At 71.8% G+C, this 19,674-nt stretch carries 20 protein-coding genes; 8 read left to right on the top strand and 12 right to left on the bottom strand.

The features are described from left to right. Nucleotides 1–54: 54 nt before the first annotated feature. The 5 genes from ACXKZB_RS02425 to ACXKZB_RS02405 all read right to left on the bottom strand — a co-directional run bounded on the left by ACXKZB_RS02425 (nucleotide 55) and on the right by ACXKZB_RS02405 (nucleotide 5,655). Nucleotides 55–636 (bottom strand): GNAT family N-acetyltransferase, encoded by a 582-nt coding sequence (locus ACXKZB_RS02425; protein ID WP_488824563.1) that lies wholly within the window; start codon nucleotides 634–636, stop codon nucleotides 55–57. Between the two features lie 76 nt (nucleotides 637–712). Next, nucleotides 713–2,323: a dihydrolipoamide acetyltransferase family protein gene (locus ACXKZB_RS02420; RefSeq protein WP_488824562.1), complete on the bottom strand. Its 1,611-nt coding sequence runs from the start codon at nucleotides 2,321–2,323 to the stop codon at nucleotides 713–715. A gap of 46 nt (nucleotides 2,324–2,369) precedes the next feature. Continuing rightward, complete coding sequence (locus ACXKZB_RS02415; protein ID WP_488825941.1) at nucleotides 2,370–3,329, bottom strand: alpha-ketoacid dehydrogenase subunit beta; 960 nt, start codon at nucleotides 3,327–3,329, stop codon at nucleotides 2,370–2,372. Between the two features lie 86 nt (nucleotides 3,330–3,415). After that, the gene (locus ACXKZB_RS02410; RefSeq protein ID WP_123310666.1) at nucleotides 3,416–4,552 is read right to left on the bottom strand and encodes a thiamine pyrophosphate-dependent dehydrogenase E1 component subunit alpha; all 1,137 of its coding nucleotides are present in this window, start codon (nucleotides 4,550–4,552) and stop codon (nucleotides 3,416–3,418) included. Nucleotides 4,553–4,575: 23 nt separating this feature from the next. Then, on the bottom strand, nucleotides 4,576–5,655 hold the full coding sequence (locus ACXKZB_RS02405) for a histidinol-phosphate transaminase (RefSeq protein ID WP_488824561.1): 1,080 nt from the start codon (nucleotides 5,653–5,655) through the stop codon (nucleotides 4,576–4,578). Between the two features lie 71 nt (nucleotides 5,656–5,726). Here ACXKZB_RS02405 and ACXKZB_RS02400 point away from each other — a divergent pair, with 71 nt between their 5' ends. The 5 genes from ACXKZB_RS02400 (at nucleotide 5,727) to ACXKZB_RS02380 (ending at nucleotide 10,376) form a co-directional block, all read left to right on the top strand. Continuing rightward, nucleotides 5,727–6,125, top strand: coding sequence for a phage holin family protein (locus ACXKZB_RS02400; RefSeq protein WP_111087052.1), 399 nt, complete (start codon nucleotides 5,727–5,729; stop codon nucleotides 6,123–6,125). A 47-nt stretch (nucleotides 6,126–6,172) separates the two neighbouring features. Then, nucleotides 6,173–6,685: a low molecular weight protein-tyrosine-phosphatase gene (locus ACXKZB_RS02395; RefSeq protein WP_123312163.1), complete on the top strand. Its 513-nt coding sequence runs from the start codon at nucleotides 6,173–6,175 to the stop codon at nucleotides 6,683–6,685. Beyond that, entirely contained in the window at nucleotides 6,682–8,067 is a 1,386-nt protein-coding gene (purB, locus tag ACXKZB_RS02390; protein ID WP_488824560.1) for an adenylosuccinate lyase, read from the top strand. The genes ACXKZB_RS02395 and purB overlap by 4 nt, the downstream gene beginning before the upstream one ends. A gap of 201 nt (nucleotides 8,068–8,268) precedes the next feature. After that, nucleotides 8,269–9,564, top strand: a complete 1,296-nt coding sequence (locus tag ACXKZB_RS02385; RefSeq protein ID WP_488824559.1) for a hypothetical protein — start codon at nucleotides 8,269–8,271, stop codon at nucleotides 9,562–9,564. A gap of 2 nt (nucleotides 9,565–9,566) precedes the next feature. After that, nucleotides 9,567–10,376 carry a L,D-transpeptidase family protein gene (locus ACXKZB_RS02380; protein WP_488824558.1) on the top strand — a complete coding sequence of 270 codons (810 nt, stop codon included), beginning with the start codon at nucleotides 9,567–9,569 and terminating at the stop codon, nucleotides 10,374–10,376. Between the two features lie 86 nt (nucleotides 10,377–10,462). Here the strand turns inward: ACXKZB_RS02380 and ACXKZB_RS02375 are convergent, their stop codons facing one another. Further along, nucleotides 10,463–11,377, bottom strand: a complete 915-nt coding sequence (locus ACXKZB_RS02375; protein ID WP_123310680.1) for a LysR family transcriptional regulator — start codon at nucleotides 11,375–11,377, stop codon at nucleotides 10,463–10,465. A 71-nt stretch (nucleotides 11,378–11,448) separates the two neighbouring features. Between ACXKZB_RS02375 and ACXKZB_RS02370 the strand changes: the two genes are divergently transcribed. Next, nucleotides 11,449–12,420: an EamA family transporter gene (locus ACXKZB_RS02370; RefSeq protein ID WP_488824557.1), complete on the top strand. Its 972-nt coding sequence runs from the start codon at nucleotides 11,449–11,451 to the stop codon at nucleotides 12,418–12,420. On the opposite strand, the gene ACXKZB_RS02365 is transcribed toward ACXKZB_RS02370, so the two are convergent. Together ACXKZB_RS02365 and ACXKZB_RS02360 are read right to left on the bottom strand one after the other, a co-directional pair. Beyond that, on the bottom strand, nucleotides 12,389–13,366 hold the full coding sequence (locus ACXKZB_RS02365; RefSeq protein ID WP_488824556.1) for an epimerase: 978 nt from the start codon (nucleotides 13,364–13,366) through the stop codon (nucleotides 12,389–12,391). The two genes, ACXKZB_RS02370 and ACXKZB_RS02365, sit on opposite strands and share 32 nt — an antisense overlap. A gap of 1 nt (nucleotide 13,367) precedes the next feature. Beyond that, on the bottom strand, nucleotides 13,368–14,036 hold the full coding sequence (locus ACXKZB_RS02360) for a DUF4166 domain-containing protein (protein WP_488824555.1): 669 nt from the start codon (nucleotides 14,034–14,036) through the stop codon (nucleotides 13,368–13,370). Nucleotides 14,037–14,083: 47 nt separating this feature from the next. Between ACXKZB_RS02360 and ACXKZB_RS02355 the strand changes: the two genes are divergently transcribed. After that, nucleotides 14,084–14,998 carry a cation diffusion facilitator family transporter gene (locus ACXKZB_RS02355; protein WP_488824554.1) on the top strand — a complete coding sequence of 305 codons (915 nt, stop codon included), beginning with the start codon at nucleotides 14,084–14,086 and terminating at the stop codon, nucleotides 14,996–14,998. A 190-nt stretch (nucleotides 14,999–15,188) separates the two neighbouring features. Here the strand turns inward: ACXKZB_RS02355 and ACXKZB_RS02350 are convergent, their stop codons facing one another. After that, complete coding sequence (locus tag ACXKZB_RS02350; RefSeq protein ID WP_488824553.1) at nucleotides 15,189–15,794, bottom strand: hypothetical protein; 606 nt, start codon at nucleotides 15,792–15,794, stop codon at nucleotides 15,189–15,191. Nucleotides 15,795–15,926: 132 nt separating this feature from the next. Further along, nucleotides 15,927–17,210 carry an MFS transporter gene (locus ACXKZB_RS02345; protein ID WP_488824552.1) on the bottom strand — a complete coding sequence of 428 codons (1,284 nt, stop codon included), beginning with the start codon at nucleotides 17,208–17,210 and terminating at the stop codon, nucleotides 15,927–15,929. An 81-nt stretch (nucleotides 17,211–17,291) separates the two neighbouring features. On the opposite strand from ACXKZB_RS02345, the gene ACXKZB_RS02340 reads away from it, so the two are divergent. Next, complete coding sequence (locus ACXKZB_RS02340; RefSeq protein ID WP_185021243.1) at nucleotides 17,292–18,170, top strand: LysR family transcriptional regulator; 879 nt, start codon at nucleotides 17,292–17,294, stop codon at nucleotides 18,168–18,170. Nucleotides 18,171–18,295: 125 nt separating this feature from the next. Here ACXKZB_RS02340 and ACXKZB_RS02335 read toward each other — a convergent pair whose 3' ends face one another. Continuing rightward, on the bottom strand, nucleotides 18,296–19,090 hold the full coding sequence (locus ACXKZB_RS02335; RefSeq protein ID WP_488824551.1) for a hypothetical protein: 795 nt from the start codon (nucleotides 19,088–19,090) through the stop codon (nucleotides 18,296–18,298). Continuing rightward, complete coding sequence (locus ACXKZB_RS02330) at nucleotides 19,080–19,619, bottom strand: RNA polymerase sigma factor (RefSeq protein ID WP_222659299.1); 540 nt, start codon at nucleotides 19,617–19,619, stop codon at nucleotides 19,080–19,082. Before ACXKZB_RS02330 ends, ACXKZB_RS02335 begins: the two co-directional genes overlap by 11 nt. Between the last annotated feature and the right edge of the window lie 55 nt (nucleotides 19,620–19,674).

Raw genomic sequence — 19,674 nt, 5'->3', positions numbered from 1 at the left:
AGTCGACCTCGGAACGCCAACGTGCGTGACGTTCCGCGAGGACCAGCGGGAGGTTCAGGCGTTGCGGACGAGCCAGGCGAACTGTTCGTCGGAGAGCAGCCGGTCGGTCCAGACCTGCCCCTCGACCCCCGCGGCAGAGGACGTCTGCACCCCGGGAGTCCCCTGCCACACGAGTGACAGCCCGGCACGACGGAGCACCGCTGCGGAGGCCGGGTTGTTCGTGAGCACGCGCCCCGTGACGGGGACGTCCGGCGCGGTGTCGGCAGCCGCGCGCACGGCAGCGAGGGCGATCTCGGAGGCGAAGCCCTGCCCCCAGGCGGAGGGTGCCAACCGGTACCCGAGGTTCCAGACCCCGCCGGCGGTCATGTCCACGCCACCGACCCCGACGAACGCGTGATCGGCAGCGGTGCGGACGGCCCACGAGCCGAGTCCGTGTCGAGCCCGACCACCGATCTTCCGCTGCACCATGTCCACGCTCGAGCTCCGGGCGACGTGCCGACCGCTCGGTAGTTGCTGCCACGTCCGGGCGTCGGAGAACACCGCGTGCACGTCGTCGATGTCGGCCGGCGTGAGCGGGGTGAGCAGGAGGCGATCCGTTCGGATCTCCTGCGAGGGGGTCAGGAGCTGGTGGACCATGTCCCGATCATGCCCCGCACCACCGACATCCGTGTGAACACCACGCGACGTTTGCGGAAGCCCGCACGTCGTACGCTCAGTCGAGCAGGAGCGCGGGCTCCTCGAGCACCGAGGCGACGTCGTGCACGAAACGCGACGCCACGTCACCGTCGACGACCCGGTGGTCGAACGAGGCACCGATGGTCGTGACCATGCGCGACCGGACCTCGCCGTCGACGACCCACGGCTTCGGCTTGATCGTGCCCATGGCGACGATCGCGACCTCGCCCGGGTTGAGGATCGGGGTCCCGGTGTCCATGCCGAACACACCGATGTTCGTGATGGAGACGGTGCCGTTCGCCATCTGCTTCGGCGTCGTCTTGCCGTCGCGGGCGGTGAGGGTGAGTTCCTCGAGCGCCTGCGCCAGCTCGAGCAGCGACATGTCCTGCGCGTCCTTGATGTTCGGCACGATGAGCCCGCGCGGGGTCGCCGCGGCGATGCCGAGGTTCACGAAGTGGTGGACGATGATCTCGCGGTCGGTCCAGGTCGAGTTCACCGAACGGTTGCGTCGGACGGCCCAGATGACGGCCTTCGCGACGATGAGCAGCGGCGAGACCTTGACGCCGGCGAACGTCGGCGAGGCCTTGAGCCGCTTGACGAACTCCATCGTGTGGGTCGCGTCGACGTCGACGAACAGCGACACGTGCGGTGCGGTGAACGCGGAGGTGGTCATCGCGGTCGCGATGGCCTTGCGGACGCCCTTGACCGGGATCGTCTCGCTGCGCACCTCACCCCACTCGGGTGTCTCGATGTTGCGGAAGACGCTGGCCTGCTTCGCATGCCGGATGACGTCGTCGCGGGTGACCTCGCCGGCGAGGCCGGTCGCCACGATCTCGACGAGCTCGACGCCGAGGTCCTTCGCGAGCTTCCGGATCGGCGGCTTCGCGAGCACGTTGGTCGCGACGGTCTGCTTGCGTGCGGGCGCGGACGCCAGACCGGCGATGGCCTCGGCGGTGGTGTCCTCACCGGGATCGCTGGCCGCTTCGGCCGCTGCTGCGGCATCCACACTGGAGGCACGGCTCGCCTCGGCCGCGAGTGCTGCGGCCCGGCGGGCACCCGGCTTGCGACGCGACGGCGACGAGGTCGCCGAACCGTAGCCGACGAGGACGGCGCCGGAGGACTCGTCCGTCCCGACGACGGAGGCGCCGTCGGCGACGGGCTGCACCGGTGCAGCCGACGGGGCAACGGGCGCTGCGGCAGCCGGGGCCGGGGCTGGGCTGACGGGAGCTGCGGCGGGAGCCGGAGCCGGCGGGGTCTGCACGACCGGAGCAGCCGGGGCGGGCGCTGCCGGCGGGGTGGCCGCGACCACGGGCGAGGTCGGGACGCTGTCGGCGACCCGTGCCGGGCCTCCCGACTGAACCGTCGGCACGGCCGGAGCCGTGACGGGCGCACCGGACGCGACCGACGCGTCGGACTCGACACGGATGATCGGCTTGCCGACCTCGACCGTGTCGCCCTCGGACACGAGCAGCCCGGTGACGGTGCCGGCGAACGGCGACGGCAGCTCGACGAGCGACTTCGCGGTCTCGATCTCGACCAGGACCTGGTCGACGGTGATCTCGTCCCCGATCGCGACGCGCCACTGCACGATCTCGGCCTCGGTGAGGCCTTCGCCCACGTCGGGCAGGGGGAATTCGGCGACGGCCACTTACGGCTCCTTCGGCGTTCGGACGAGTTGGGTCAGTCGAGCTGGATCAGTACGCGAGGGCGCGGTCGACGGCCTCGAGGACGCGGTCGGCGTCCGGCAGGTGCAGGTGCTCCAGCTTCGAGACCGGGAACGGGACGTCGAACCCGGACACCCGCAGCGGCGGCGCCTGCATCGTGTAGAACGCCTTCTCGGCGACCGTGGCGGCGATCTCGCTGCCGACGCTGACGAAGCCGGAGGCTTCCTGCGCGATGACGAGGCGACCGGTCTTGCGGACCGAGGTGAGGATCGGCTCCCAGTCGATGGGCGAGATCGAGCGGAGGTCGATGACCTCGCAGCTCGTCCCCTCGGACTCGGCGAGCTCGGCGGCCTGCATCAGGGTCGCGACCATCGCACCGTGGCCGACGAGGGTGACCTCGGTGCCGGTGCGCGCCACACGGGTGGTGTGCATCGGGACGTGCCCGTCGACGAGGTCGACCTGGCCCTTCGGCCAGTAGCGCGACTTCGGCTCGAGGAAGACGACCGGGTCCTTCGAGGCCACTGCCTCTTGGATCATCCAGTAGGCGTCGTTCGGCGTGCTCGGGCTGACGACGCGCAGACCGGGGGTGTGCGCGAAGTACGCCTCGGGCGACTCCTGGTGGTGCTCCACGGCACCGATGTGGCCGCCGTAGGGGATGCGGATGACGACCGGGAGCGACATGTGCGCCGGCAGCCGGTTCGCCATCTTCGCGAGCTGCGAGGTGATCTGGTCGAAGCCGGGCCAGACGAAGCCGTCGAACTGGATCTCGACCACGGGGCGGTAGCCGCGCAGGGCGAGGCCGATCGCGGTGCCGATGATGCCGGCCTCGGCGAGCGGGGTGTCCCGCACGCGCTCCGGGCCGAACCGGTCCTGCAGGCCCTCGGTGATGCGGAAGACACCGCCGAGCTGGCCGATGTCCTCGCCCATCAGCAGGACCTTCTCGTCCGCCTGCATCGCCGCGGCGAGTCCGGCGTTGAGGGCCTTCGCCATCGGCAGGGTCGGGGTGGGGTCGCTCGGGACCTCGCCGGCGCCCGGGTGGGAGCGCAGCGTGTAGTCGAAGAGCTGCTCGGTGGTGCTCATGCGTGGGCGCCCCCTTCGAAGCCGGCCTCGTACTGTTCGAGCCAGGCCTTCTGCTCGGCGACCAGCGGGTGCGGCTCGCGGTAGACGTTGTCGAACATGACGTCGACGGACGGCGGGGTGAGTGCCACGGTGCGGCGGCGGACGTCGGCGGCGATGTCCTCGCCCTCTTCGTCGAACGCGGCGAACTGTGCGTCGGTGGCGCCCTTCGAGCGCAGGTACGCCTCGGAGCGGACGATCGGGTCGCGGCGGACCCAGTCCTCGAGCTCGCCGTCGGCGCGGTACCGGCTCGGGTCGTCCGAGCTGGTGTGCGCGCCGATGCGGTAGGTGTCCGCCTCGATGAACGCGGGGCCCTGACCGCTGCGGGCGTGGTCCGTGGCGACGACCGAGGCCGTGTACGAGGCGAGGATGTCGTTGCCGTCGATGAGCACGCTCGGGATCCCGAAGCCGCGCGGGCGGTCGACGAGCGGCGTCGGGGACTGCACCGACACCGGCACCGAGATCGCCCAGTGGTTGTTCTGCAGGAAGAAGACGACGGGCGCCTTGGTCGACGCCGAGAACACGTACGCCTCGTTCACGTCGCCCTGGCTCGTCGCGCCGTCGCCGAAGTAGACGATGGAGCACGCGTCGCGGTCGGGGTCGCCCGTGCCGACGTCGCCGTCGAGCTTCTGACCGAGCGCGTAGCCCGTGGCGTGCAGGGTCTGCGAGCCGATCACCAGGGTGGAGATGTGCGTGTTGCCGCGCTGGTCCGGGTCCCACCCGCCGTGGGTCTGCCCGCGGTACATCGCGATGATCTCCATCGGCTCGACGCCGCGCTGCATCGTGACGGCGTGCTCGCGGTACGAGGGGAAGACGTGGTCCTGGGCGCGCAGGGCGAAGGCGGAGCCGGTCTGCGCGGCTTCCTGCCCGTGGCTCGGCACCCAGAGGCCGAGCTGGCCGGTGCGCTGCAGGTTGTGGCCGGCGTGGTCGAACCGTCGGGTGAGGACCATGCGGCGGTGCATCGCCAGCAGGGTCTCATCGGGGATCGCCCGCGCGGCGGCGGCGAACTCGGCGTTCTCGTCGGTCTCCACGAACCGACCCTCGGGGTCGAGGAGCCGGACGGTGGTCGTCGCGGGAGCCGCGGCGCGGAATGACATGCGGGCCAGCGTAGCGGCAGCCATCAGTCGGCCACCTGGAGGTCCCCCACAAGCGAGCGGGCCGTTTCGAGGAGCGTTTCCACAGCCTCGTGCTCGCCGATCGAGATGCGGAGACCCTCCGGCGGGAAGGGCCGCACGATGATGCCGGCGTCCTCGAAGGCGGCGGCCGCGGCGACCGTGCCGTCCCCCGTGGGCAGCCAGACGAAGTTGCCCTGGGCGTCCGGCACGGCCCACCCCTGCTCGCGGAGCTCGGTGACGATGTGGTCGCGGAGCGTGGCGATCTCGGACACCCGCTCGAGCAGTTCGTCCTCGCGTTCCAGGCTGGCCAGTGCAGCCGCCTGACCCTGGGCCGTGACGGAGAGGGGGATCGCGCACGCACGGACCGCGTCGAGCACGTACACCGGACCGAGGGCGTAGCCGACGCGCAGACCCGCGAGACCGTACGCCTTCGAGAAGGTCCGGAGGACGACCAGGTTCGGGTACTGCGCGAGGAGCGGGTGCCCGTGCACGGCGGTCTCGTCGGTGGCGAACTCGGCGTATGCCTCGTCGAGCACGACCAGGACGGACTGCGGCACCGCGGCCATGAAGGACGCGAACTCGGACTGGGTCACGATCGGGCCGGTCGGGTTGTTCGGGGTGCAGACGATCACCATGCGGGTGCGCTCGGTGACGGCGGCAGCCATCGCGTCGAGGTCGTGGCCGCCGTCCGGCCGGTTCGGCACCTGCACGCTCGTGGCCCCCGCGACGGTGACGACACCCGGGTAGGCCTCGAAGGACCGCCAGGCGTAGACGATCTCGTCACCCGGGCCGGAGGTCGCGCGGGCGAGCTCGTGCAGGATCGCGACGCTGCCGGGGGCGACGTGCACCTCGTCGGCGGTCAGCCCGAAGCGGTTCGCGAGCGCGGCGCGGACGGCGAGGGCGGTGGCGTCGGGGTAGCGGTTGAAGGCGGTCTGTGCCTGCACGGCCTGGACGACGCCGGGGAGGGGCGGGAACGGGTTCTCGTTGCTCGACAGCTTGAAGGCGTCGTCGGCTGCCTGGCGTCCCTGCTTGTAGGCGGGGAGGACCGCGATCTCCGGCCGGATGTGCACACGCTGCTCGCTCACCTGCACAGGCTACCCGCGGCCGTGCGGGCAGTGTCGGTGACTGCGCGGGTGTCGGAGGGCATCATGGGTGCATGCGATTCCTCGTCCGCCTCGTCGTCAACGCCGTGGCCCTCTGGCTCACCACGCTCATCGTCAGCGGCGTCTCCGTCACCGCGTTCGGCGACGGTGGGACCACGGCCACCGTGCTCACCTACCTGCTCGTGGCCTTCGTGTTCGGGCTCGTCAACGCCGTGATCGGCACGCTGATCCGGATCGTGGCGTTCCCGATCTACATCCTGACCCTCGGGCTCATCTCCTTCATCGTGAACGCGATCCTGCTGCTCATCGTCGCGGGCATCTCGGACGCGTTCGGCTTCGGACTCGAGGTCGAGTCCTTCGGCTGGGGCATCGTGGGCGCCTTCGTGCTCGCCGTCTTCGCCTGGCTGATCGGGCTGTTCGTCCGTCCGGTGCTGAACCGCCAGCGGGCGTGACGCGGACGGACCTCGCGGAGGACACCTCCCTGGGCCATGATGTGACCATGGCCCCGGACGTCGACGCCCCGTTCCGCGTCTCGTTCGTCTGCAGTGGCAACATCTGCCGGTCCCCCATGGCGGGCGTCGTCTTCGCGCAGATCGCCGCGGACGCCGGGCTCGCCGACCGCTTCCAGGTCGAGTCCGCCGGCACCGGCGACTGGCACGTCGGCGAACCGGCCGACGAGCGCACGATCGCCGCCCTCGCGGCGCGCGGATACGATGGCAGCAGGCATCGCGCCCGTCAGTTCGACCCGGACCGGTTCCCGGACCTCGATCTGGTGGTCGCACTCGACCGCTCCCACGAACGCGTCCTGCGATCGTGGGCCCCGACCATGGACGACTCCGCCAAGGTGACGCTCCTGCTGCGGTACGACGACGCCTGGCCCCAGCAGACCGACGTGCCGGACCCGTACTACGCGGACCGGCACGAGTTCGACCGAGTGCTCTCGACCGTCGAACGGGCCTGCCGGGCGCTCTTCCACCAGCTCGAGCCGGCCGTCCGTCAGGGAGCCCCATGACCCCCCTTCCCCCGCAGCCGATCAGCCCGCTCGACGGGCGCTACTACCCGATCGTGCACACGGTGGGCGAGCACCTCTCCGAGGCCGGGCTCAACCGCGCACGCATCGTGGTCGAGGTCGAGTGGCTGGTCTTCCTGACCGACCACGCGATGTTCACCACCTCGCCGCTCAGCGTCGACGACAAGGCCGCGCTCCGGCGCATCGCGGAGACCTTCGGGCACGACCAGATCGCCGAACTCGCCGAGATCGAGGCCACCACGCGCCACGACGTCAAGGCCGTCGAGTACTTCGTCCGCCGACGGCTGTCGGAGCTCGGGCTCGACTCGATCGCCGAGCTCACGCACTTCGCCGCCACGAGCGAGGACGTCAACAACCTGTCCTACGCCCTGACCGTGCGCGACACCGTCGACCAGGTCTGGCTGCCGGCGTACCGTGCCGTGCTCGAGAAGCTGCGGACCCTCGCCGTCGAGCTGCGCGCCGTCCCGATGCTCTCCCACACGCACGGGCAGCCCGCGACCCCCTCGACGCTCGGCAAGGAGCTCGCGGTCGTCGTCTACCGGCTCGAGCGCGTCCTGGCCCAGATCGAGGGCGGCGAGTACCTCGGCAAGTTCTCCGGTGCGACCGGCACCTTCTCGGCCCACCTCGCCGCCGACCCCGAGGCCGACTGGCCGACGCTGTCCCGCGAGTTCGTCGAGGGCCTCGGGCTGACCTGGAACCCGCTCACCACGCAGATCGAGTCGCACGACTGGCAGGCCGAGCTGTACGACCGGGTCCGGCACGCCAACCGCATCCTGCACAACCTGGCGACCGACGTGTGGACCTACATCTCGATGGGGTACTTCACGCAGATCCCGGTCGCCGGTGCCACGGGGTCGTCGACGATGCCGCACAAGATCAACCCGATCAAGTTCGAGAACGCCGAGGCGAACCTCGAGATCTCGTCGGCGCTGTTCTCCACGCTGTCCGAGACCCTGGTGACGAGCCGTCTGCAGCGCGACCTGACCGACTCGACCACGCAGCGCAACATCGGCGTCGCGTTCGGGCACTCGCTGCTCGCGCTCGACAACCTGCGCCGGGGCCTGGGCGAGATCGCGGTGAACGAGGCCAAGCTCGCCGACGACCTCGACCACAACTGGGAGGTCCTCGCCGAGGCCATCCAGACGGTCATCCGCGCCGAGGTCACCGCCGGGCAGTCGAACATCGAGGACCCCTACGCGATGCTCAAGGACCTCACCCGCGGCAAGCGCGTGACACAGCAGGACCTCATCGTCTTCGTGAACGGCCTGGACATCTCGGACGGCGCGAAGGCCCGCCTGACGAACCTGACGCCGGCGACGTACACGGGTCTGGCGGACGAGCTGGTCGACCACCTCGACGTCTGAGCGTCGGACGTCGCGAACACGTTCCGCGAACAACCAGTGGTCGGGTCCCGGTACGGGCCCGACCACTGTTGTTCACCGGCCAGATGCACCGAGAACGACGCAAAGGGGTGCGGAATCCTCATGAAGTCGGTAGGTTCGTGGTGCTGAGCATCGTCTCAGCACCGGGGGCGTCACAGAGGACGATCCCTGCCCTCTGACCGGATGGATCTCCACACCGTGCTTCGTTCCCGCATCACCGCGGCCGCCGTCGGCGCCACCGTGCTCGGCGTCACCGCTGCGCTCGTCCCCACCGTCTCCACCGCGAACCAGACGACCACCGCCGCGTCGGCGATCGTGACCTGGACCGACTCGGCCGCCGACTTCACTGCGGCACCCGAGGGCACCGTTCCGCTGAACGACGAGTGGTACTGGGCGGCACTGTCCGACCCGACCGCCGACGGGAAGATCACCGACTTCGCGACGCTCGACGAGGACGGCCTCTCGGTCTCCGACGGCGAGGCCGTCGGCCTGGTGCGCGGCCTGACGAAGCCGGTGCCCGGCGGAGAGGTCGGGGCGCTCGCCTCCGGCCTCAGCACCACGACGACCGGGGCGACGAGCTTCGGCCTCGCGATCCAGGAGGGCGGCGACACCAGCGCCCAGACCGTCGTCTTCGCCACCGACGCCCGCAACACCGACGGTGTCAGCGACGGCCTCACCCGGTGGATCGACCCCGCCACCGGCGAGGTCGAGTCGACCTCGCAGCTCGCCACCGACCTGGAGGCAGCGGACGCCGAGGTCGTCGGCTACGTCGTCTACGTCGGCATCGACATCACCGCCGAGGTCCCCGCACCGCCCGCGACCGACGAGCCGACCGAGACGCCGGCCCCGACCGAGACGCCCGCCCCGACCGAGACGCCGGCACCGACCGAGACGCCCGCCCCGACCGAGACGCCGGCACCGACCGAGACGCCCGCCCCGACGGACGAGCCGACGGACGAGCCGACCACGGCCCCGACCACCCCGGTCGAGGAAGCCCCCGGCGCCGAGCTGAAGAGCCTCGCCTCGCCGCTCGAGTCCGACGCCCAGGCCCTCGCCGCCGACGCCAGCGGTTCGATCTCGGCCCTGCGCATCGACGACACCACGACGTACTTCACCCCGCAGCCCACCGCGGCAGCACGTCTGCTCACCACCTCCGCCACCCTGACCGAGGCCACCACGACCGGTGTCCGCGTGCAGGGTTCGGGCTTCGCCCCGAACGAGGTCGTCACCGCTGCGGTCGGCGACGCAGCCGACGCCGTCGCGATCCCCGGCGTCCAGTTCCGTGCCGACGCCGACGGCAACGTCTCCGGGACCATCGTCCTGCCCGCTGACCTCGTCGACTCGGCCGGCACCTACGTGCTCGGTCTCGTCGGCCTGTCGTCGGGGCAGACGGCCACGACGACGCTCACCGTGACGGCCGACGCGGCCACGGCGCCGGTCGCCGTGCCGGTGCCCGGAACGGCGACCTTCACGGGCTGATCTTGCCGATCCTCCCGACCGAGCCACGGCGGCGCGCGACACTGATCGCCGCCGCCGTGGCCGTCGTCTGCGCCGGGGCGGTGGCGTTCGTCGCCCTCGGCCCGCTGTCGGCGGCCCCCGCGCCGACCCCGACACGGTCCGTCGCCGCGAGCGCGACCCCGACCCCCACGGCGACACCGGGCCCGACGCGCTCCGCGGGCCCCACCGATGCGGTCGACGCGCCCGCGAGCACCACCGTCGCGGCCGTCCGCGGCGACTCGGTGCCGGTCAGCAGCAGGCCCGGTGGCGCCGCCACGACCACCCTGTCGAACCCGCAGCAGTCCGGCGCACCACTGGTCTTCCGTGTGGTCGACCAGCAGGACGGCTGGGCGCAGGTGCAGCTCGCGCAGCGCCCGAACGGCAGCACCGGGTGGGTCCCGACGAGCGCGGTCACCCTCTCCGAGGACCCGTACGCCATCGTGGTCACCCGCGCGGACAACACGCTCGACCTGTACAAGGACGGCAAGGTCGTCGACAGCTACCCGGTGGCCACCGGCACTGGTGGCACCCCGTCGCCGACCGGCCGGTTCGCCCTGACCGAGCTGCTCGCCCCGACGAACAGCGGCTACGGCCCGTACGCGTACGGCACGACGGCGTTCTCGGACGTCCTCAACTCGTTCGGCGGCGGCCCGGGCCAGATCGGCCTGCACGGAACCGACGACAGCTCGAGCATCGGGACCGCCGCCTCGCACGGGTGCATCCGCATGCACAACGCCGACATCACCGCGTTGGCCGAGCTCCTGCCGCTCGGCACCCCGTTCCAGGTGCGCTGAGCGCGTTTCCGCGCACGGAACGGGTCTGCCGCGGCCCACGTCCGGACGGGAGGCCCGGCGTGCGCCCGGCAGTGGGCGCGACCGTCTCAGGTGGTGACGTCCAGGGCCTCGGCGACCAGTGCCTCCAGGACGGTGCGCACCACGGGGCGGACCGCACGGTCGGGGCGGACCAGCGCCTCGATCCGGCGCCCCGCGCGCACGTCGGCCAGCTCGGCCAGGTGGAACCGGCCGGACGCCCGGGTGCCCGAGGTGTACCGCGGCACGAGTGCGACGCCGTGGCCTGCGGCGACCAGGTTCTCGATGACGGGGAGGTGGATCGTCCGGAAGGCGACGCTCGGTGGGGCGTCCGACGCCGCCGCCATCGCCTGCAGGACCCGGTCGATCGGGTAGCCCTCGGGCACGCCGATCCAGGTCTCGCCGACGACCTCGTCGATCCCGACCCGCTCGCGACCGGCGAGCCGGTGCCCCGGTGGCACCGCGACGTCGAGCGGTTCGCGCAGGAGCGGCACGGTCTCCACCGATCCCTGGTCCGCCGGCCGCACGCCGTCGGACCGGTGCCCGACGGCGATGTCGTGGTCGGCGGCGAGCGGCGCGAACTCCCCCTCGCTGACGTCCACGTCGACGAGCGTCAGCTCGATGCCGGGGTGCGCGCGCATCCGGGTGAGGACCCCGGGCAGCAGCAGTTCGGCCGCCGACGGGAAGATCGCGAGGTCGACGCGTCCCGTCGCCCCACCCAGGTGCTCCTGCCAGGCGGCGTCGACCCGGGCGATCGCCGTGGCGACGCCGGTGGACAGGCCGGCGAGCACCTCGCCGTGGGCGGTGAGCCGGACGCCGCGACCCACCCGCTCGACGAGCGGGACGCCCACCTGCCGCTGCAGCGTCTGCAGCTGCTGCGACACCGCGCTGGGTGTCCGGTGGGTGGCCTCGGCGACCGCCGTGACGCTGCCGCGCTCGGCGAGTTCGCGGAGGACGGCGAGCAGCTGCACGTCGAAATCGACCATGCAGGGAGGCTACAACGTCGGTTGCGAACAATTCGCTGGTCCTACACGTTCGGAGCCGTCACGATCGGAGCATGACCGCTCGTGACCGTCTCCTCGCCCTGGTCGTCGCCGTCGTCTGGGGCCTCAACTTCCCCGCGACCGCGCTCGCGCTCGAGCACTTCCCGCCGTTCCTGCTCGCGGCCCTGCGGTTCACGATCCTGGCGGTCCCGACGCTGCTGTTCGTGCCGCGGCCGAGGATCCCGTTCGGGCGGCTGCTGCTCGTCGGGTTCGGACTCGGGGTGCTGCAGTTCTCGTTCCTGTACCTGAGCATGGCGTCGGGGATGCCGTCCGGGCTCGCGTCGCTCGTGCTGCAGGCGTCGGCACCGTTCACCGTGGTGCTCGCCGGCGTGTTCCTGCGCGAACGGCTCACCGGACGCCAGGTCGTCGGCGTGACGATCGCCGTCGCCGCCCTCGGCCTGATCGCCCTGCACCGCTCGCAGACGGCGGCCCTGCTGCCGGTGGTGCTGGCGCTCTGCGGCGCGCTCGGGTGGGCGATCGGCAACGTCGCGACCCGACGAGCAGGCGCCGCGAACCCGCTGCACCTGACGCTCTGGTGGTCGGTCGTGCCGCCGATCCCGATGGCCGTGCTGTCCTTCGTGGTCGAGGGGCGGGACCGCATCGGCGCCGCACTCGGCACGGCATTCACCGCCGAGGCACTGCCAGCCGACCTCGGCCTGCTCTACATCGTGCTGGTCGCGACCCTGGTCGGCTACGGCATCTGGTCGCGACTGATGGCGACCTACCCGTCGAGCACCGTCGCGCCGTTCTCGATGCTCGTGCCGGTCGTCGGCGTGCTCGCATCGTGGGCGGCCTTCGGCGAGGTGCCCGACCTGGTGGAGGTGCTCGCCGGTGCCGTCGTGGTCGGGGCGGTGCTGTGGTCGTCGCGACCGGCACGCGCGTCGGGTCCGTCGCACCCGTCGCCGTCCGAGGTCCCGGAGCCGACGCCGGTCGACGGGGTCCCGGTGCCGGTGCTCAGCCCCGGTGCTGGCGGCGCTCCGCGATGATCCCGGCGAGCGCCCCGCGCAGGTGCGGGTACCGGAACTCGTAGCCGGCCTGGGTCAGCCGCGTCGGCACCACCCACCGGCTCTTCAGCACGAGTTCGGTCTCGGTGCGGATCGCGAAGGAGCCGACCTCGAGCATCCAACGGGGCGTCGGCAGTCCGAACCGGCGGCCCACGGCGTCGCGGATCGTCGCCATCACGGTCCGGTTGTCGGACGGGTTCGGGCTCGACACGTTCACCGGACCCTCGATCTCCGGGTGGTCGCGGAGGAACCGGATCGAGCCGAGGACGTCGGCGATGTGCACCCAGCTGAACCGCTGCCGACCGTGCGTGGGCCGGTGGTGGTGGTACGTGCCGGCACGGAGCCGGGAGCGCGTCGGCACCCACGGCCCGTCGTACTGCGGGCCGCCGAGCCCCGTCTGCGCCAGCCGGATGAGCGGCACGAGAGCGCTGCCGTCGCCGAAGACGATCGCCATCCGGAGTGCCACCCGACGGGTCGACGGCAGGTCGGCGCCGAAGAAGGCGTCCTCCCACGCGCGGGCCACGGAGACCGAGAACCCCTCGCCGAGCTCGCCGGTCAGTTCGTCCTGTGGTCGGTCGTCCGCGTGCCGGTAGATCGTCGCGGTCGAGGCGTTCAGCCACAGCGGCGGCGGGTGCTCGGCGGTGCGGATGGCCTCGGCGAGCTCGAGCGTGGTGTCCACCCGGGAGCGCATGATCTCGGCGCGGTTGCGTCGTCCGTAGCGGCAGTTGACGCTCTTCCCCGCCATGTTCACGACCATGGCGGCACCGTCGACGAGCTCGCGGATGCGCAGGGTGTTGCCCCACACGGCGTCGCCGGTCCGGCCGACCGTGACGACCTGGTAGCCCTCCTCGGTGAAGGCCTCCTGCAGGTACTGCCCCACGAAGCCGCTCGCTCCCGCGATCACGACGCGGCCCTTCTGGTCGCTCATCTCATCCCCGTCCTGGGTCCGGCGCGATCTCGTACCGGAACGCCCCCTCGTACCGGTACAGCGTGCCGAGCACCGGCGCCGTGAGCACCAGGGACACGCGCTGGAGGTCGGCTTCGTCATCGAATCGTTCCTTCAGCGTCACACGCGGTGCGATGAGGGCCGGGAGGCGCACCTCGCGTCCCAGCGCACGGAACGTCACACGCGTGGAGACCAGGCGCAGGGCGCCCGCGTCCGGCCCGTGCGCGTCGACCTCCGCTCGGAGCCGGGCGCTGACGCGCCCGTGGCGACCGAGGTGGTCGACCAGGCCGTCTGGTTCGGCGGTGATGGCGTCCACCATCGTGCGGCTGCCGGAGCGGAACCGGAAGGTGCGGTGCGCGCGGACCGCGGGGCGGGCCTCCAGACCGTTCCCGGGTCCACGACGGACGCGAGCCGGCCGGTTCTCGACCGTGAACGGGACGTCCCGTTCCCAGACCGGGAACATGACGGAGTCGCGGGCGAACCAGGCGAGCAGCGGCCAGAGCCACCGGCGGGGCGTGCCGACGACGTCGAAGACGCCCTCGCCCCGGCCGACGTGACCGGGCGGGATCGCACCGAAGTACGTCGACAGCCGCGGGTGCAACCGGGCCAGCACGTCGGACGGTGTGGACAGCTCGTAGGGCGACCGGGTCACCTGCCGATCCTGGCATGTCGTCGGTGCGGATCCCTACGATGTCGGACATGGGACACGACCACGGGCACGGCGTCGGGCACGCCTCGGAGCGCGCCCTGCTCATCGCGTTCTGCATCTCGGCGACGATCCTGCTGGCCGAGGTCGTCGGTGCCGTCGTCACGGGCTCCCTCGCGCTGCTGGTCGATGCCGGGCACATGGTCGTCGACACCGGTGGGCTCGGCATCGGACTCGTCGCGACCCGGCTCGCCCGCCGCAGCCCGACGACGCAGCGCACGTGGGGCTTCCAACGTGCCGAGGTGCTCGGCGCCACCGCCCAGGCGGCGATCCTGCTCGCGGTCGGCGTCTTCGTGATCATCTCCGCGATCCAGCGGCTGTTCGTGCCCGCCGAGATCCACTCCGGGCCACTGCTCGTGTTCGGCGTCATCGGACTCGTCGGCAACCTGGTGGCCTACGGCGTGCTGCTGCGGGCCTCGGGCGAGGGCTTCACCTCGCGCGCCGCCCGGCTCGAGGTCCTCAACGACACGCTCGGCTCGGTCGCCGTCATCGCCGCCGCCGTCGTCCTGATGCTGACCGGGTGGGAACGCGCGGACTCGGTCGCGGCAATCCTCATCGGCCTGCTCATCCTGCCGCGGGCGATCCGGCTGCTGCGCGAGACCGCGAACGTGCTGCTCGAGTCCACGCCGCCGGGGCTCGACCTCGACGACGTGCGGGGCCACATCCTCGAGCTCGAGCACGTCATCGCCGTGCACGACCTGCACGCGACGCTGGTGGCGACGGGGGTCCCGAACCTGACCGCCCACGTGGTGGTGGACGACGAGTGCTTCTCGACGGCGCACGCTCCGCGGATCCTCGACGAGCTGCAGCAGTGCGTGGCGGAGCACTTCGACGTGCCCGTGGAGCACTCGACCTTCCAGCTGGAGCCTGCGTCGCACCGGCGGCACGAGCACGAGGTGCACGCGTAGGGTCGCGGCGCGCGGGCGTTGTGCCTGCTGGGCTCGCACTGTCGACGCGGAACGACATCGTCGACGTCGTACGACATCGGCTTCGTCGTTCGTTGCGCGCGCGGGCAGTTGCGGGCGACCCGGTGCGACATGCTCGACGTCGTACGACATCGAGCATGTCGTTCGGGATCGGTGCTTGCTCGCGCCCGCGTCAGCAGTCGTCGGTGCGCGTCGGGTACGCCGTGATGACGCGGTCGGTGGTGGCGGAGACGATGACCTTCACGAACGGGTCCTCGTCGGGGCGCGAGCCGTCGTCGAACCGCACCGGCGCCGCGTAGCAGACCTTCCCGTCGCCGGCGTCGACCGGGAACCCGTCGCGCGACGAGACCAGCGCCGTCTGCACCGCCGTGAGCATCGCGTCGTCCCAGTCGCGCGAGCCGTGGCCGGCGACGACGTCCTGCCAGTCGGCGGTGTGCCGCTGCCGGATGTGCTCGTAGCCCTGCGCCGACGTGCCGCACTGCAGGGTGACCCGGCCGAGCGCCGCGGTGTCGTACTGGGCGACGGCCGCCTGGGTCGTGGAGTCGCACCGTGCGAGGGCGGCGTCACCAGGGAGGTCCGGCCCGGTGCGGGTGATCGTGACGGTGCCGTCGCCGGGGGCGGTCGCAGCGTCGGTCGGTGTCCCCGTCGTCGGTCCGGTGTCGATGGTCGGGTCGTCCGCGCCCTGCCGCGCCGTCAGGAACAGCCCGCCGGCGAGGAGACCGGCAGCCACCACCGCCGCGATCCCCGTGATGACGGGACGGTTGTGGTTCTGGGGCACGCGCCCAGTATGCCGGGAGTGCGTCGCGGACGTCGGAACCGGGTTCCGGACACGACACCGCGCGATCGCGTGGTGCGGTGTCCCGAACCAGGTTCCGGGGACAGGACGGTCGGACGGGAGGCCCGCCCCGCGTCAGGCGCGCGCGGCCAGTCGGGTGCCGGCGATGACGGCCAGGACGGCGACGAGCACCACGTACCCGATCAGGACGGGCAGCGTCGGGATCACCAGGAGCGCCGCCCCGACGGCCACGACCGGCACCGTCAGCCCGGCGTAGGCGATGAGGAACGTCGCCGCGAGCACCCCGCCCCGACGCTCGGGACCGACCAGGGCTCCGGCACTCGCGATGCTGGCCCGGAAGAGCAGCCCGACTCCGGCGCCCGCCACCACGCCGCCGCCGATGAACCCGGCGACCTGCAGCAGGACCGCGGCGACCGCCAGCACCGCCAGGCCGCCGACGAGGAGCACGATGCCGAGCCGGATCTGGGCGCGCTGCGACAGACGGGCGAAGACGATCTGCGACACGGCGCTCGCGGCGAACACCCCGAAGGTCGTCGCACCGGCCGCCAGTCGGTCGGTGACGTGGAAGGTGGTGCCGAGGAACGTCGGGGCGACCGAGGTGAAGAGTCCCTGGACCGCGAGGGCCGCGAACGCCGCGGCGCCGGCTGCCCAGAACGCGGCGGCCTTGCCCTCCGGCGCCTGCATGCGCTGCGGGCGGTAGGCCACGCGGGTCTCGGGCCGGGCGACGGTCTCCGGGACGACGAGGACGAGCACGAAGGCCACGGCCAGGGCGACGACGAACACGACGTACGGCACCATGAGCGGCGCTCCGACGAACTCGGCCAGTGCACCACCGACGAGGGCACCGAGCGACAGCCCGCCGAGGTTGACGGCGCCCGCTGCCACGCTCGCGCCCTTCGCCGAGTCGGACGAACCGGTCGCACGGACCCGGAGCTCCCCGAGGTGGGCGGTCGCCGTGGCGGTGAGCGTGCCGACGCCGAGACCGGTCACGAGCCGCGCGACGATGAGGCCGGTGACGTCGTTCCAGACCAAGAACAGCACGGCGGCGACGAGTTCGAGCGCGATCGACACGAGGATCAGGGGCTTCCGCCCGTGCACGTCGCTGAGGTGTCCAGCCAGGTAGAGGGACCCGACGACCCCGACGCCGTACGCGGCGAAGATGATCGTGGTGGTGAACGTCGGGAAGCCGTCGCGTGCCTGGTAGATGACGTACAGCGGTGCGGGGACGGTCGCGAAGGCCATCACCGAGAGGAACGCGAAGGCGACGGCCCAGAACCCGAAGCCGTGGCGCCGACGGGTGTGCGCGCGACGGCCGCGCGGGGCCGGGACACGCTCGCTCGCGGGAGCGGTGTCGGAGGCGGGGAGAGCGCCCGTCGGGGTGTCGGTCACGGTTGACATGCTCCGATGATCGCGCGGCTCGACCATCGAGTCCAACGGATGCTCTTGATGTCAGCAATCGATCGGATCGATGATGAGGGCGTGGAGACCCGTTTGCTGGAACAGTTCGTGACCGTCGCCGCCGAGGGCAGTGTGACCCGCGCGGCCGAGCGGCTCTGGGCGGCGCAGTCCACGGTGTCGGCGGGGATCGCCTCGCTCGAGCGGACCTTCGGCGTCCGGCTGTTCGACCGCACCGGGCGGCACCTCGTGCTGACGACCGCCGGCGAGGACCTGCTCCCCCACGCCCGCGCCGTGTTGGAGTCGCTCGACCGGATGCGCGACCTGGCGACCGTGGACGACGCGGACCTGCGTGGACGGGTGCGACTGGGCATCTTCACGAGCATGGACATCGTCGACCTGACCGGCGTGCTGCAGCGGTTCCGGCGGCGGCACCCGCTCGTCACCGTGGAGCTCATGACCTCACCGTCCGGGACGACCGGGCTCGTGCAGGACCTCGTCGCCGGACGGCTCGACCTCGCGTACACGGGGCTGCCGACGGTGCCCGCCGGGGTGGTGGTCGAACCGCTGCGGGAGATGCCGTTCCGGGTCTTCACGGCGTCGGACCACCCGCTGGCCGGGCGGCACTCGGTGTCACTCGCCGAACTCGCGGACGAACCGTTCGTCGACACCGCGCACGGGTTCGGCAACCGGATCATCCTGGACGGCGCACTCGAACGACTCGGGATCCGTCGGCGGATCGTCGCCGAGATGAACGACATGCCCGCGGTGATCCGGTTCGCCTCGGCGGGGCTGGGCGTCGGGGTCGTGCCGGACTCCGGGGTGCGGCACGACGGAGCGGTCCTGGAACTCGAGGACACGGTCGAACCGCTCCGCATCGGCCTGGCGATCCGAACGAGTCCGGAGCCGAACCGCGCGGTGCGCACGCTGGCGCGCGACCTCGTCGCTGCGCGCGTCGTGTGACGCTTCGTGAGCAGGAATGGTCGGGTCGCGGCGCGTGAGGTGACCGTTTCTGCTCACGATCTGCGGTGGTCGCCCCACCGGCGGACGGGAGGCCCGTGGCGGGTCCGCCACGGGCCTCCCGGCCGTCAGTCCCCCCAGATCTCCCCGACGACAGCGGGCAGGAGCCCGTTGGTCGGGAAGTTCGACTGGTCGATCTGCACCCACGTGTCGCCGCGGGTGTACATCGTCCTCGCCCAGTCCGTGCCGTACATCGGATCCTGCTTCGTCTGACTGCAGGTCCTGATGCCGTCGACCACTTCGCACGTCGGGTTCCAGCCTTCGAACAGTCCACGCTCGCTCGCCGCGATCTGCTCCGGCGTTCCGGTACCGACTGTGATCGCCAAGCCGCTGATGTCGGTCCGTGGGTCCTTCCAGAGGCAGTACAGCTTCGTCGGCGCCGTGTCCGGATCGACGTCCGGCTGGACTCCCGGCGCCGCCGTGTACTCCGGCGGGAGCCCCTCCTCGGGGGGTTCCACCCGCATGACCGGAGTGTCGCCGAAGAGGCGGTCGTAGTCGGACGTGGGCACCAACGCATGGCACTCGGTCGGGATCGTGGCGGTCGTGCTCGGCGCTGTCGGGGTGGCGGTGGCCGTGGGGCGGGGCGTTCCGGTGATCGGCGCGGAACTCGGGGTGGTGGCCGTCGGCGAGGGCTCGGGCGCCTGCGTCTGGGTGGGCGCGGCAACCGGAGTGTCCTGCTGCGAGAGCGTCAGGGCGACGGCTCCGGTCGCGGTGCCCACGGCCAGGAGCGCGACGACACCGATGACGATGCCGGAACGGCCACGACCCCGCCTCGCCCGCGGGGTGGCGCGCTCGAGGACGTTCTGCTTCATCGAGACGAGCATGCGCTGCAGGTCGTCTCCCTCGGGAGGTTCAGTGTTCATCGTGCGTCACCACCTTCTTGAGTCGGCGCCGGCTGCGGGAGACCCGCTGCGTGACCGCCCCGACGCTCAGGCCGAGCATCTCGGCGGCCTCGGCGTAGGAGTAGCCCTCGAGCAGGCAGAGCTCGCAGATACGGCGGTCGGTCTCGGGGAGCGCGGCGATCTCGTCACGCACCCACCGCAGGAGCTCCCGCGCTTCGTCCTGGTCGGTCGGTGCGGCGAGGTGCTCGGGCAGCTCGTCCGCCCGCCGCCGGGCCTGCTTGCGGCCGGTGTTGAACGCGTGGTTGCGGCAGACGACGAGCAGCCACGGCAGCACGGTGTCCGCGGGGAGTTCGAGCGTCACCGCGCGCTGCCAGAGGGTCAGGAACGAGTCCTGCACGATCTCCTCGACATCCGAGCGGTCGTCGACGAGGGCCCAGGCGTACCGGGTGAGCGTGGCGGCGTAGCGGTCGAACACCCGTGCGAGCGCACCGGTGTCCCCCTGCGCGATCGCACGGACGAGTCCTTCGTCCGTGTCGGTGCCGGTCGTCACGTCCACATCCCACCTCCTTCACCCAGAGGTGTCGGCAGGACCCGCGATCCTGACA

The organism is Curtobacterium sp. ABR8 (genome assembly GCF_057812125.1).
This window is presented reverse-complemented; position numbering and strand designations above follow the sequence as displayed.